At 69.6% G+C, this 13,118-nt stretch carries 9 protein-coding genes; 7 read left to right on the top strand and 2 right to left on the bottom strand.

All coding sequences use genetic code 11. From position 1 onward, the window contains the following. Positions 1-94 precede the first annotated feature (94 nt). The gene (locus FDY95_RS01560; RefSeq protein WP_138074962.1) at positions 95-2,818 is read left to right on the top strand and encodes a hypothetical protein; all 2,724 of its coding nucleotides are present in this window, start codon (positions 95-97) and stop codon (positions 2,816-2,818) included. A gap of 22 nt (positions 2,819-2,840) precedes the next feature. Further along, positions 2,841-3,884: an AAA family ATPase gene (locus FDY95_RS01555; RefSeq protein ID WP_138074961.1), complete on the top strand. Its 1,044-nt coding sequence runs from the start codon at positions 2,841-2,843 to the stop codon at positions 3,882-3,884. Between the two features lie 38 nt (positions 3,885-3,922). Here FDY95_RS01555 and corA read toward each other — a convergent pair whose 3' ends face one another. Beyond that, a complete protein-coding gene (gene corA / locus FDY95_RS01550) occupies positions 3,923-5,140 on the bottom strand; it encodes a magnesium/cobalt transporter CorA (RefSeq protein WP_138074960.1) in 1,218 nt (405 codons plus the stop codon). A gap of 161 nt (positions 5,141-5,301) precedes the next feature. Between corA and FDY95_RS01545 the strand changes: the two genes are divergently transcribed. The 4 genes from FDY95_RS01545 (at position 5,302) to FDY95_RS01530 (ending at position 9,549) form a co-directional block, all read left to right on the top strand. After that, entirely contained in the window at positions 5,302-6,315 is a 1,014-nt protein-coding gene (locus FDY95_RS01545) for a GNAT family N-acetyltransferase (protein ID WP_138074959.1), read from the top strand. Positions 6,316-6,399: 84 nt separating this feature from the next. Further along, on the top strand, positions 6,400-7,155 hold the full coding sequence (locus tag FDY95_RS01540; RefSeq protein WP_138074958.1) for a porin family protein: 756 nt from the start codon (positions 6,400-6,402) through the stop codon (positions 7,153-7,155). Positions 7,156-7,200: 45 nt separating this feature from the next. Continuing rightward, complete coding sequence (locus tag FDY95_RS01535; protein WP_138074957.1) at positions 7,201-8,508, top strand: MATE family efflux transporter; 1,308 nt, start codon at positions 7,201-7,203, stop codon at positions 8,506-8,508. 81 nt (positions 8,509-8,589) lie between these two features. Beyond that, positions 8,590-9,549 (top strand): glycosyltransferase family 2 protein, encoded by a 960-nt coding sequence (locus tag FDY95_RS01530; protein ID WP_138074956.1) that lies wholly within the window; start codon positions 8,590-8,592, stop codon positions 9,547-9,549. 126 nt (positions 9,550-9,675) lie between these two features. On the opposite strand, the gene FDY95_RS01525 is transcribed toward FDY95_RS01530, so the two are convergent. Beyond that, on the bottom strand, positions 9,676-11,343 hold the full coding sequence (locus tag FDY95_RS01525; RefSeq protein WP_138074955.1) for a hypothetical protein: 1,668 nt from the start codon (positions 11,341-11,343) through the stop codon (positions 9,676-9,678). 69 nt (positions 11,344-11,412) lie between these two features. Between FDY95_RS01525 and FDY95_RS01520 the strand changes: the two genes are divergently transcribed. Further along, on the top strand, positions 11,413-12,972 hold the full coding sequence (locus FDY95_RS01520; RefSeq protein WP_138074954.1) for a hypothetical protein: 1,560 nt from the start codon (positions 11,413-11,415) through the stop codon (positions 12,970-12,972). Positions 12,973-13,118: the final 146 nt, after the last annotated feature.

Raw genomic sequence — 13,118 nt, 5'->3', positions numbered from 1 at the left:
CGGGGGCAACGAAGCGGCCAATTCGGCAACCTGTTCGGCCACCGGTCCGAATAGCTACCTTTGCCGCCTTTCCACCCCGCCTCGCCGCCGCTGCATGTCGAACCGCTTACTGGTCCTGCTTTCGGGTTTGCTGCTGCTCATGGCGCTGGCGTCGTACGTGTACTACCGCCGCGTGGTGGCCCGCACGCCCGTCGACCCCTGGGCGCTGGTGCCCGAGGACGCGGCCCTGGTCATTGCCACCCGCGACCATCCCACGCTGGTGCGCCGGCTGAAGGAAACGCAGCTCTGGGACAACCTGGCCTCCCTGCGCTACTTTCAGCAGGTGGAAGAGCAGGTGGTGCTGGCCGACAGCCTGGGCAGCACCAAGGGCTCGGTGCTCGACTTCCTGGGCCGCAAAACGGTGCTGACCTCGCTGCACGTCACCGGCCCGCGCAGCTTCGATCTGTTGTTTCAGGTGCCGGTGAGCAGCGTGCGGGAGCACCGCCAGATTCGCACCCTTGTGGAAAGCCTGGGCCGCGACGCCCGCTACCAGGTGAGCACCCGCGACTACCACGGCAACCAGCTCATCACCGTCACCCAGCGCCGCAACGGCCTCGGGATGACCTACGTGAACTACCGCAATACGCTCATCATCAGTGCTAATTCGGGCCTGGTGGAGGCCGTGCTGCAGCGCACCGAATACCCGCAGCAGCCGTCCATTGCGGCGGAGTTTGGGGAAACCGACTACCTGCAGCTCAAAGACGTAGACGCGGCCCTGCTCATCAACTACCGCCAGCTGCCGCCGTTTCTGGGCGTGTTTTTCCGGCCCGAGCTGCGACCCGATTTTGAGTACCTGGCCAGCATCGGCAGCAAGAGCCTGCTGGAAATGAAGCTGACCGGCAACCGCGTGCTCTTCAACGGCTTCACCAACGCCGAAACGGCCGCCGGCAGCCTGCACCAGCGCCTGCGGGGGCAGCGGGCCGGCCGCCTGCGCATGGCCGAGGTGCTCAGCACCCGCACCGCCGCCCTGGTGCACCTGCACGCCGCCACCGCCGCCCTGCGCCCCGCCACCGCCGCCGATACCCTGGCCCGCCCGCTGGTCGACAGCCTGGCCGCCACCCTCGACGACGAAGCCGCGCTGTGCTACCTGGCCACGCCCTCGCCGCGGGCGCTGCCGGGCCGCCTAGCCCTGGTGCGCACCCGCAACGCCGCCCGCACCGCCCAGTGGCTGGGGCGGCTGCGCCGCCGCACCGGCACCAGCCCCAGCTTCGAGCGGTTCGGGCCCTACCAACTGTACCAAAACGGCGTGCCGCGCCTACCCGAGCGCCTGCTTGGGCCGCTGTTTGCGCCCGTCGCGGCCTCGGTGGGCAGCGCCACCGCCCTCGTCGGCGACTACCTGGTGCTGGCCGACGACGCCGCGGCCCTGCGCACCTACCTCACCGACGTAGCCGCCGGCCAGACCTGGACCCGCACGCCCTCACAAGTAGCGTTGCTGGAGGAAACCACGCCCGTGGCCGAGCTGAGCGTGATGCTCGACACGCGCAACAGCTGGAATATGCTGCTGCGGGCCCTAATAGAGGAGCGCCGCGCCGGCCTGCTGCGCAACGAAGCGCTGTTGCAGCGCTTTCCGCAGGTGGCCCTGCAGTACGCCCCGGCCGACAGCGGGCAGTACTATACCCAGCTGGTGCTGCGCCACCCGCCGGTAGGGCCGGCCGTGGCGGGCCCCCAAACGGCCGGCGGCGTGGGCAGCAGCCTGACTTTTCAGGCGGGCCTGGCCCCGCTGGGCCCGGTGCTGCTGCCGGCCGCCCCGGGCCGCACCGCGCCGGTGCTGGTGCAGGACTGCCGCGGCGCCGTGCACTACGTCACGGCCGACAACACCGTGGGCTGGTCCGACTCGCTGGGCGGGCCGCTGGTGGTGCCGCCTAGTGTGCTACCCGGGGCGTTCGGCCGGCGGGCGGGTCTGCTGCTGCTGACGGCCAACCGCATACACTTGCTCGATGAGCGCGGCCGGCCCGCCCGCAACTTCCCGCTAAACCTGCCCGATACCGTGCAGGCCGCCTCGCTGAGCAGCGTTCCGCCAGCCGATAACCAGCCCGCCCGCCTGCTGGTGGCCGACCGCTACGCCAACGTCTTCCTCTTCGATGCCCGTGGCAACGCCCCGGCCGGCTGGCAGCCCAAGCGGCTGGACTTTGCCCTGGCCGCGCCGCCCCAGTTGCTGCGCGTGGGCGGCCGCGACGTGGTGGTGTGCCTGCTCGAAAACGGCTACATCTTCGCCTACGACGCGCTGGGCAATACCCTGCCGGGCTTCCCCATCAGCCTGGGGGCGCGCCTGCACACCAGCGCCTTCGTGGAAGCCGGCCCCACGCTGCGCCGCACCCGCCTGACGGTGGTCAACCAACACGGCGAGCTGCTCACCTTCACGCTCAGCGGCGAAATCAGCCCGCGCCGGCGCCTCGCCACCTGGAGCCGCAACAGCGTGTTTCGCCTCGTGGCCGATCCGGCCGGCCGGGGCTACGTCATCGTGCGTGACGACGGACTGGGCCACCTCACCGTGCTCGATGCCGCCGGCCGCCGCTTGGTGGAGCAGACCTTCCTCACCTCGGCCGAGAAGCCTGCGCAGCTGTTTGATTTCGGCAACGGCCGGCGCGTGCTGGTCGTCACCGAAACCGGCCCCGGCAAGGCCTACCTCTACGACGCCCGCGGCCGCCTCATCGGCGGGCAGCCCTTCGATAGCACGGCGCCCACCGTGGGCCTGAGCTACGACGCCTCGGCCGGCACCTACCAGCTGTTTCGGGTGGTCGGCACCGAGCTGCGCCGGCTCACGCTCAAGATGGATTAGCCGGCTGGAAACCCGTTCGGGAATGACCAATCAGCCAACGCATCGGACCGGCCTCGTGGTGGGCAAGTTCGCTCCGCTGCACCGCGGGCATCAGCTGCTCATCGAAGCGGCGGCAGGGCAGGTCGCGGAGCTGCACGTGTGGGTGTACTCCGAGCCCGACCTGGCGCGCCTGCCGGCTCCGGTGCGCGCCGAGTGGCTGCGGCAGATCTATGGGATGAGTATCGGCGACTGCCGCCTGCACGTGCGGGCGCTGACCAAACCGGACTACCCGCAGCTGCCGCCCAACGATGCGCCGGACTTCGCGCACCGGGAGTTTGTGCGTCAACTGCTGCTTGAGCTGAACTTGCGCATCGACGTAGTATTCACCAGCGAAGCCTACGGCGCGGGCTTCGCTGCCCACCTCGGCGCGGCTCACGTGCTGGTCGACCAGGAGCGGCGCCTGCGGCCGGTGTCGGGCACGGCGCTGCGGGCCGATGTGTACGGGCAGCCCGAGTGGCTGCACCCGGTGGTGCAGGCTCATTTCCGCTCCGCCGACTACGTGCAGCGGGTGGCGCTCCTCGGCGCCGAAAGCACCGGCAAGTCGAGGCTGACGGCGGCGCTGGGCCAGCACTTGGGCACGGCCTGGGTGGCCGAATACGGCCGCACGCTCTGGGAGGAGCAAGGTGGGCAGCTGGCTTACGCCGACCTGCTGCGCATTGCCCGGCAGCACCGCGCCCTCGAAGACCAGGCCCTGCCGCGGGCCCGGCACTGGCTTCTGAGCGACACCAACGCCGTGACGACGCTCTGGTACAGCTACGCCTATTTCGGCCGGGCCGAGGCGGCGCTGCACGCGCTGGCCGCCGAGTGCCGCACCCGTTATGCCCACACCTTCGTCTGCGCCCCCGACTTCCCTTTCGAGCAGGACGGCACCCGCGCCCCGGCCGCGCAGCAGCCGCTGCAGCAGCACACCCAGCTCATGCTGCTGGACGTGCTCGGCATCCCGTACCAGCTGCTGACGGGCTCGGTGGATGAGCGCGTGCGGCAGGTGCAGGCGGCGCTGGGCGAAGCGCTGCCGGTGCGGCTGTAGGGAGGGTTTTATGGTTTTAGTAAATAAACTGTTAGTCATCAATTGCTAAACCATCCCTTGCGGTAGAAATACACCAACATCCCGATGGCGACGACGCCCATAAAGATGAGCACCGTGGGGTAGCCGATGGGGTTATATAGCTCCGGCATGTTCAGGTGGTTCACGCCGCCTTGCGGATTCTCGCGGGAGAAGTTCATGCCGTAGACGCCGGCAATGAAGCTGAGCGGGATGAACACGGCGCTGATCATGGTCAGCACTTTCATCACCTCGTTCATGCGGTTGCTCTGGTCCGACATGTACAGGTCGATCAGGCTCGACACCGATTCGCGGTAGCTTTCGGTCAGGTCGAGGGCCTGGATGGCGTGGTCGTAACAGTCGCGGAAGAACACCTTGATTTCCTCAGGCACCACCTCGTCGTGCATGCGCAGCAGCTCGGCAATCTTCTCCCGCTCGGGGTACACCAGCCGGCGGAAGCGCACGATGTCCTTCTTGATCTGCAGGATGCGCGCCAGCAGCCGCTTGGTGGGCCGCCCGCGGATGATGGCGTTTTCCAGGTCCTCGATGTAGTCGCCGATGGCGGCCATGGTGGGGTAGTAGTGGTCGAGCACTACGTCGGTGAGGGCGTAGGCCAGGTACAGCGGCGGGCGCTGCTTGATCTGGCTGAAACCCGAGCGGATGCGCTGCCGCACCGTGTCGAGGCAGTCCTCGTAGTCGTCCTGGAAGGAGAGGACGTAGTTGGGGCCGGTGAAGATGCTGAGCTGGTCGTCGTCGATTTCGAGCTGCTCGGTAAACTCCGTCATGCGCGAGACGAGGAACAGGCGGTTGTCGCCGAATACTTCCACCTTGGCCCGCTGGTAGTCGCCCAGCACGTCCTCCATCTGCAGCGGGTGCAGGTCGAAATCCTCCATGATGCGCTGCATCAGGGCCACGTCGCCGTAGCCGCGCACGTCGATCCAGTGGCGGCGCTCGGGGTGGGTGCGGAAGCGGTGCATCAGCTCGGCGTAGTCTTCGCACTCGTGCTCGGCGTAGCCGTTGTCGTCGTAGCTGAAGATGAACAGCCGGGGCGCGAGCGAGCCGGCGCGGGGGCTGAGCGTACCGGGGCGGGCGCCCACGCCCTGCAGGCGGGCCTGGCGGGTGGCGTCGCGGTCGGAAACGCTGGTGGCGGCCGCCTCTTCGGCGGTGGGGGGCGGAGAGGATAGCTCAGGAGCGGAATCGGCCGGTGCGGCGGCGCGGGTTTCCGGTGCAAAGTCGGGCATGAACAAACGCGGGGTAATCGGCCCAGGAGCGGGCGGCTGGTAATGCTACGCAGACGCGGCCAAAAATGTGCGGCCGGGCCGGCAGGAAGTGCCCCGGAAACGACGTCCAACAACCGGTACGGCCGATTTTCACGTACTTTCGGCGCTTCGTTGCTTTGTCCGTGCCCGGTTTTTCGCCTCCCGTTGCTCCTTCCACCTTCCTGGCCGCGCCGCCCGAGCTGCCGGCCGGGCAGGGGCGTTACCGGCTGCGCTGGCTGACGGACGCCGCCGCACCCCCGCTGCCGCTGGCCGCCGAGCTGTACCTCTACCAGCAGCCCGCCCAGCTGCGCGCCGCAGTGCCCCCGCTGGCCGTAGCCCTGCTCGAAGACCAGCACGCGGCCCAGACCGTGGCCTGGTGGCCCATTTTTCGGCAGCCCGACGGCCTGGCCGGCAGCAGCCCCGCGGCCCCGTTCAGCTACCCCCAGTTGCTCACGGCCGAGCTGCCCGCGCCGGTGCTTGAGGAGTGGCTGCGCGCGGTGCATGAAACGCTGGCCGCCCAGGGCTGCCTCGCGTGGCAGCTTCGCCTGCCGCCCTTCGCCTACGAGCCAACCAGCGGCGCGCTGGTGGCCGCGTTGGAGCGCCTGGGCTACTGGGTCGAGCTGGCCGAAATCGATACCTACCTGCCGCTGGATCAGCCCTACGAGGCGCGGCTGCATCCTTCGGAGCGGCGGCGGCTGCACAAGTGCCAGCGCCACGGCTTCCGCTTCGAGCAGGAGCCGCCCTTGCTGCTGCCGCTGGCCTACGAGTTTCTGCGCCGCTGCCGCGAGGAGAAGGGGCAGGCCCTGTCGCTGAGCGAGGCACAGCTCACGGCCCTGTTCCGCGACTTCCCACGCGACTACCTGCTGTTTTCGGTGCGCGACGCGGCCGGCGACTGGGCCGCCCTGACGGTGGCCGTGCTGGCCGGCCGCGGCGTGCTCTACAATTTTTACCCCGCCAGCCCGTTGCGCTACAACGCGTTCAGCCCGGTGGTGCTGCTTAACGCCGGTCTGCACGCCTTCGGCCTGGCCAGCGGCCTGCGCCTGCTCGACCTGGGCACTTCCACTTTGCCCGAGGGCCAGAACGAGTCGTTGCTGCGCTTCAAGCGTCACCTCGGCGGCGTGCCCAGCCTCAAGCTCACGCTCACGCGGCGCGGCTGAAGAGGCCGTCGGCAAGTAGACAATGGGGCTGGCCGCAGCTTCGTTAGCCACTTAGGCGTTGAATCCCTATTCACTACAGTTGTTATGCATCGACTGCTATTCCCACTGGCTGTGTGCCTGACCGCACTACCGCTTACCGCCGTGGCGCAGCGCGCCTGGCATCTGGGGCTGACGGCCGCCGCCGCCCGCAGCGGCTTCACGGATCGGGTGGAGCTGACGTTCAGGCCGCTCGACGGCAGCGCGGGGGTGAATCCCGGCTACGGCTCGGGCCCGGCGGCTACGGCCACCTACCACCTGGGGCTGCAGATCAGCGGCGAGCTGACCGACCGCCTCACCCTGGAAATAGAGCCGCGCTACTGGCGCCTGCGCCACGAATACCAGCTGACGCTGGGGCAACCGCCCAACCAGACGTACATCAACGGGCGCGTAGTGGGCGGCACGGTGCAGCTGCCGCTGGGGCTGCGGTGGCGCTTTGGCCGACCCGGTAGCCTGCAGCCGCACCTGCTGGGGCGGGTGGTGTCGGGCCTCACTCAAACGGCCGTGGAGCCCCCGCGGCTGGTGCCGAATAGCCGCACGCCCTCCCTGCTGAGCATCGGCCTCGACGGCGTGGGCCTGCACTGGCAGCTGGGGCTGGAAGGCGGTATCGGCGTGGTGGTGCGGCAGCGGGTGGGGCTGAACCTGCTTTACTACCACGGCTTGCGGCCCACGCGCCTGGCCCGGCCTGACGCCCTGCTGCTCTACGAAGCCAACGACGGCGGGCAATACCTCTACACCGCGCAGGGCGTGCTGGCCGGGCGGCTGAACGCGCTCAGCCTGCAGGCCGTGGCTTATTTCAACTAAGGCCTACCCGTCAGCGCGTACCTTGCGCCGCCCCAGCCCGTTGCCATGAGCCTGCCCGCCGCCGAAGACGATGCCACCGAAACCCTGCCCGCCGCGCCGGCGCCGGCCGGGCTGGCGCGCTTCGTGCGCGGCTCCTTGGGCTCGGGCGTGTCGGTGCTGGCGCGGGCGGGCGGGGCGCTGGCCCTGAACAAGCTGCTGGCCGTGTTTGGCGGGCCCGGCGGCCTCACCCTGCTGGCGCACTTTCAGAACCTGATGGCCCTGCTCACCACCCTGCCCAACGACGGGGTGCACGTGGGCATCGTGAAGTTCCTGGCGCCGCGGCGGCCGGGCTCGGCGGGCTGGCGGCTGTGGTTCGGCAGCGGCGTGGTGCTGAACGCGGCCGTGCTGCTGCTGGGCTTCCTGGCGTTGCCGGTGCTGCGCGGGCCGCTGCTGGCCGCGTTCCGGCCCACGGCGGGCTGGGTGCTGGGCGTGGTGGCGGGCATCACCCTGCTCACCGCTCATGCCTACCTGGCCGCCGTGCTGCTGGCCGCCCAGCGCCTACGCGCCTATGTGGCCCTGACGGTGCTGCTGAGTTTGCTCGGGCCGCTGGCGGTGGCCGGCGCGCTGGCTTTGCATTGGCCCGTGCCGCGGGTGCTGCTGGCCTACCTGCTGGCCCAGGGACTGACGGTGCTGCCCACTGCCTGGGTGTGCGCCCGCGCCGGGCTGCTGACCTCGGTACGCCCCCGCCTGAGCCGCCCGGCGCTGCTGGGCCTGGGCCGCTTCCTGCTGATGGCCCTGAGCGTGCTGGTGTGCAGCAAGGCCGTCGACTTTGCCGTGCGCGACCTGCTCATCAGTCGCTTCAGCCTGACGCAGACGGGCCTGTGGCAGGCCGTGGCCAAGCTCTCGGACAACTACACCATGGTGTTTTCGGCGGTGATGGGGGCCGTGTTCTATCCCCGGCTGGCGGCCCTGGCCGGGCAGCCGGCCGCTCGCCGCGCCTACGTGCGGGCCGTGTTCGGGCTGCTGGCCGGGTTGCTGGCCCTGGGCCTGGCCTGCCTCTGGCTCTTGCGCGACTGGCTGCTGCCCCTGCTCTTCGACGCCCGCTTCGCCGCCGCCCGTACCCTGCTGGGCCCGCAGTTGCTCGGCGACTGGGCCAAGTTTCTGAGCTGGACGCTGCTCTACCTGCTCGTGGCTGAGGCCCGGGCTGGGCGCTACGTGGCAGTGCAGCTGGCCTCGGCGGCCCTCTACGCCGGGCTGCTGGCCCTGCTGCTGCCGCGCTACGGCCTCTACGGAGCCCCGCTGGCCCACGCGGCGCGCTTCGGCATGGTACTGCTGGCCTGCGGGCTGTACTTTCGGGCCTATTTTCGCCGCTGAAGCCGCCACCAGGTCGGCCGCGGAATCAGGCTCCTAAGCTCCGGATGAGTATCGGCTGGAGCCGCTTATGCTTTCAGTCTCATGATGCCGGATCAATCGTCTGCCACCGCCTCTGCTTCGCCTGCTCAGCCGCGCCCCCTCGTTACCATCGTGGCGCTGTGCCACAACCACGCCCGCTTCCTGGCCGCCGCCCTCGATTCAATTGCGTCCCAGACCTACCCTAACCTGGAGGTGTGGCTGGTCGACGACGCCAGCACCGACGGCAGTCCGGCGCTGCTGCAGGAGTACGCCGCCCGCTTTCCGGCCTGGCACCTGCTGCTGCTGCCCGACAACGTGGGCAACTGCCGCGCCTTCAACCAGGCCCTGCGCCGCAGCCGGGGCGAGTTTGTCATCGACTTCGCCACCGACGACGTGCTGCTGCCCGAGCGCGTGGCCCGGCAGGTGGCCTTCATGCAGGCCGAGGGCCCGCGCTGCGGCGTGGCCTACCACGACTGCGACCTGATTGACGAGCAGGGCCAGCACGTGCGCTTTCACTTCCGCCGCGACGAAGCCGGCCGGCCGGTGCACCCGCGCCCCGCCGCCGGCCAGGTCTTCGCCGACGTGCTCAGCCGCTACTTCATCAGCACGCCCACTATGCTGTTCCGGCGCTCCATGCTCGACGCCCTCGGCGGCTACGACGAGACGCTGGCCTACGAGGACTTCGACCTGTGGGTGCGCGCCGCCCGCGACTGGGACTTCGGCTTCCAGGACGAGGTGCTGACCCAGAAGCGCCTGCACCCGCAGTCCATGTCGCGCAAGGCCTACCGCCCCGGCGACCCGTACGTGGCCTCCACCATCCGCGTCTGCGAAAAGGCCCTGGCCATGTGCCGCACCCCTGCCGAGCGGGCCGCCCTGGCCGTGCGCCTGCGCTGGGAGCTGCGCCAGGCCGTGCGCTTCCGCCGTGGCCCTGAAGCTCGCCGGCTGTACGCCCTGCTGCGCCAAACCGGCCCGCTTCGCCCGCTGGACTACGCCCTGGGAGTGGCGGCGCGTTTGCTTAAGTGATGATGAAAATGGTTGCGGATATGTGCACTGGAAATAAGTTACTTATATCAAGTATTAGCTAATGTGAATAGGCGCCAGCTTTAAGCTGAATTGCTTGGCAAAGCCTGCATCTAGCCTAGGCCAGCGTCACTTGATCTGGTACAGCTCCACCGGGCCATCCTGCAGGAGCAAGCGGCGGCGCGGGTACCAGCTGAGCACGCTGTCGGGGGAGTAGCGCAGCAGCTTGCGGGTCAGCTCGGGGTTGCGGAGGGTGGCGTGGTTGAGCAGCAGCCAGGCGGTTTCGCCGGGCGCCAGCTGCACCGAGTCGCGGGCCCAGTAGCGGCGGAAGCGCAGCCCGGCCGGCATTCGAAAGCGGTAATAAAAGTCGTAGTTTCCGATCAGGTAATCGTCGACGAACACCACCCCGCGGCGGGGCGGCTGCAGCGCTTTCTCGATGACGCGGGCCTGCGGAAAGTGCCCCGATACGCTGGGCTTCAGCAGCAGGTAGGCGGGGCGCAGCGCCAGCACGGTCGCCAGCCCGAGTATCCCCAGGGCTGCGTAGTGGCCGGGCCGCTCGGGGCGTAGCGGGTGCCGGAGCAAGGGCAGGCTCAGCCCCGCCAGCACTGCGGCGCAGCCGGCGTACAGCACGGCGGCGCTGCCCCGGTCGAGGGCGGCCAGCAGCACCAGGCCGACCGCGTACAGCCCCAGCCGCCGGCCGCTCTGCAGGGCATCGGCCAGCCCGAACGCGGCGGCCAGGCACAGCGGCGGCAGCAGCGGCGTGAGCATGCGGGGCACCAGGCTGATGGGGTTGTAGGACGTGAGTGAAGTGCTACCCAGCCAGTAAACGGCCAGGGTGCTCAACGCGAGGCCCAGCCAGAAGCGCCGGTCATCGGAGCCAGACTCGGCTGCTGGAAAAGGTGCCGACTCGGCGCGCAGCGGAAATGCTGACCCCACGGCCAGCAGCACGGCCAGCCCCAACCCGCTGCCCAGCAGCACCTGCGACGGCGCCAGGGTGAGCCGGTGCAGCAGCGCGGCGTGGTTGCCGGCCAGGTAGTTGCCCTCGGCCAGCACCTCGTTGGTGTGCTCGATGAGGTGCAGCCGGTACAGTGCGTCGGCGGTCTGCCACTGGTAGAAGGCCAGGTAGGCGCCCAGCAGCAGCGCGCCCGCCCCGGCCGCGACCAGCCAAAAGCGCAGACGACCCCGCCGGGCGTCGAGCAGGAGCAGGGCCAGGTAGAAGGGCGCGTAGAAGACCACGGTTTCCTTGCACAGCAGCGCGGCCATGTTCAGCCCGGCAAAGGCCACGCCCCAGCCCACGGCCGCCCGCCCCGCCGCCCGCCGCCCGCGCAGCAGCGCCAGCGCCGCCCCCAGGCAGGCCAGCATGTTCACGTTGTCGGGGTAGAGGTAGGTGGTCAGGTTCAGGCTGAAGTAGTGCAGGCCCAGCAGCACCAGCGCCCCGCTGGCCACCAGCGGCTGCCGTCGGCGGTACGCGGCCCAGATCAAACCCAGGCAGGCCAGCGTGGCCAGCAGCGGCCAGAGCGTGGTGCTCCAGATGTTGATGCCCAGCAGGGCGTAGAGCCCCGCCACCGGCCCGAAAATCAGCCACCGCTCGTGCAGCGGGTCGTGCAGCTGGCGGAGCGGATCGGGCCCGAGATGGAAGGTGCCGGTGAGCAGCTGGTGGGCGTAGCGGGCGTAGTAATAGTCGTCGAGGGCGTAGAGGCCCTCGTGCGCGCCGACGAAGTAGGCGAGGGTGACGAGCGTGACCAGCCCCAGCGTGAGGGTCGGCAGCAGGCGGAGCAGGCGCGCGGAAGGATTCACGGCGGCGAAAATCGGGAAAGAATCCGGCCGGCCGCGCGGCCCGCGCCCGATTCGCGTATTTTGCCGGCTATGACGCACGCTTCGGGGCTGGGCTATTGGGGGCGCGTCGTCGGCCTGCCGGTGCTGCTGGTGCTGCTGACGGCCACCGTGCTCGGCAGCCACTACGAAACCAACGACGACTTCAGCATCACCTTGCTGCTGCGCGGGCGCACGACCGCGGCCCCGGTCACCAATCTGCACCTCTACTTCCACGGCTGGGCCTGGCTGCTGGCCCGGCTCTACCAAACCTGGCCCGGGCTGCCCTGGTACGGCCTGGTGCTCTACGGCCTGCTCACGCTGGCCCTGGTGCTGCTGACGGCCGTGCTGGAACGGCTGCTGGCCCCGCACACCAGTCCCGCGCAGCGCGCCGGCCTGCTGGCTGGGTTTCTCTTGCTGGCCGGCCTGGAGCACGCGCAGTGGTTCAACTACGTGCGGGTGCCGCTGCTGCTGGGCGGCGCGGCCGTGCTGTGGGCGGCGCAGCAGCCGGGCGGCCCCCGAAGCCGCCCGGCTCTGCTGCTGGGCTTACTGCTTTTCGCCGCCGCCTGGGCCATCCGCCCCAGCGCCGCCGTGCTGGGAGCCGTCGTAGTGGCCCCAGTCGCGTGGGGGCTGGGCCGCCCCGGCGCCTGGCGCGTGGTGGCCGGCGCCGCTGCCGTGGCCCTGCTGCTGGGCCTGCTGGTGCAGCTCACCCGCACGCCCCAAGCCGCCCGCTACCGCCGCCTCGACGTGCTCAAGTCGGAAGTGCTGGACTACGGCTGGCGCGTGCCCGCCCCCCGCACCCGCGCCGACAGCCTGGGCGTGCAGGCCGTAGAGCAGTGGGCGTTTGGCGACTCGACGCTGGTAAACGAGGCGTTTTTTCAGCGGGCGTACCGGCCCAATCCGCGCTTTGTCGCCGAGCGGCTGGCCGGGCTGCTGCCCGCCGCTGTTCAGCTGGCGCGTGACTATTTTCCGCTGCTGGCCCTCAGTGCTTTGCTGCTTCTGCTGGGCCTGGACCAGCCCGCCGCTCGGCGCCGTTGGTCGCAGCTGTACCTGCTGGGGCTGGTGCTGCTGTTGCTGGGGCTGCAGCTGGGCCTGAAGCTGCCGCCGCGCCTGGCCGGCCCGCTGCTCACGCTGGGCGTGCTGACGCAACTGGCCCTGATGGCGGCCCAGCCCTGGCGCCTGCCCGCCTGGAAACGGCGCCTTGTTTTGCCCGTACTGGCGTTGCTGGTCAGTGCGTACGGGTACAAGGTGATGCACCGCCGGCAGGTATTACATGAGGAAGAACGTCGGAACCTGGCGCTGCTGCGTAGCCAGCTAAGGCGGCCGCCTGAAAGGGCGCGCGTAATCGTCGGAGTCGGCCTGGAAGCTGCGTTCAAGTCCCTTTCACCCTTTCGGCAGGTGGTGCCCGCCGACGGCCCACCCTGGCTGCTGCTCACCGGCTGGCCCACGCTCGACCCCTCGCAGCCCCAGCTGCGTCAGCAGCTCACCGGCTCCCGCGTCCAGCCCGAGGCCCTGCGGCGCCTGGCACGCCGCTCCGACGTACGCTGGCTCGGCCCGGCGCCGCTGCCGCCCGCCCGGCCGCTGCCCCAAACCTACCGGCAGCCGCCACGCTAATTATCCCAGGCAAGGTTGGGCTTTTCCTGCATGAGTTTCGTATGAACAAATAGCGCAAGCGTCCATCAGGCATTCCACCCGGTAATTGCCTACTTTTGGCCTTTCCCCGACTGCTTCGTCCTTCTTCCTCCATCACCACTTTTCCT

This window comes from Hymenobacter jeollabukensis, from assembly GCF_005771675.1.
Taxonomy (GTDB): domain Bacteria; phylum Bacteroidota; class Bacteroidia; order Cytophagales; family Hymenobacteraceae; genus Solirubrum; species Solirubrum jeollabukense.
This window is presented reverse-complemented; position numbering and strand designations above follow the sequence as displayed.

What these genes read in the sequence shown, in the direction of transcription:
- FDY95_RS01520 (WP_138074954.1), top strand. Translation starts at nt 11,413, where the DNA reads ATGACGCACGCTTCGGGGCTGGGCTATTGGGGGCGCGTCGTCGGCCTG.
- FDY95_RS01540 (WP_138074958.1), top strand. Translation starts at nt 6,400, where the DNA reads ATGCATCGACTGCTATTCCCACTGGCTGTGTGCCTGACCGCACTACCG.
- FDY95_RS01560 (WP_138074962.1), top strand. Translation starts at nt 95, where the DNA reads ATGTCGAACCGCTTACTGGTCCTGCTTTCGGGTTTGCTGCTGCTCATG.
- FDY95_RS01555 (WP_138074961.1), top strand. Translation starts at nt 2,841, where the DNA reads ATGACCAATCAGCCAACGCATCGGACCGGCCTCGTGGTGGGCAAGTTC.
- FDY95_RS01530 (WP_138074956.1), top strand. Translation starts at nt 8,590, where the DNA reads ATGATGCCGGATCAATCGTCTGCCACCGCCTCTGCTTCGCCTGCTCAG.
- FDY95_RS01535 (WP_138074957.1), top strand. Translation starts at nt 7,201, where the DNA reads ATGAGCCTGCCCGCCGCCGAAGACGATGCCACCGAAACCCTGCCCGCC.
- corA (WP_138074960.1), bottom strand. Translation starts at nt 5,140, where the DNA reads ATGCCCGACTTTGCACCGGAAACCCGCGCCGCCGCACCGGCCGATTCC.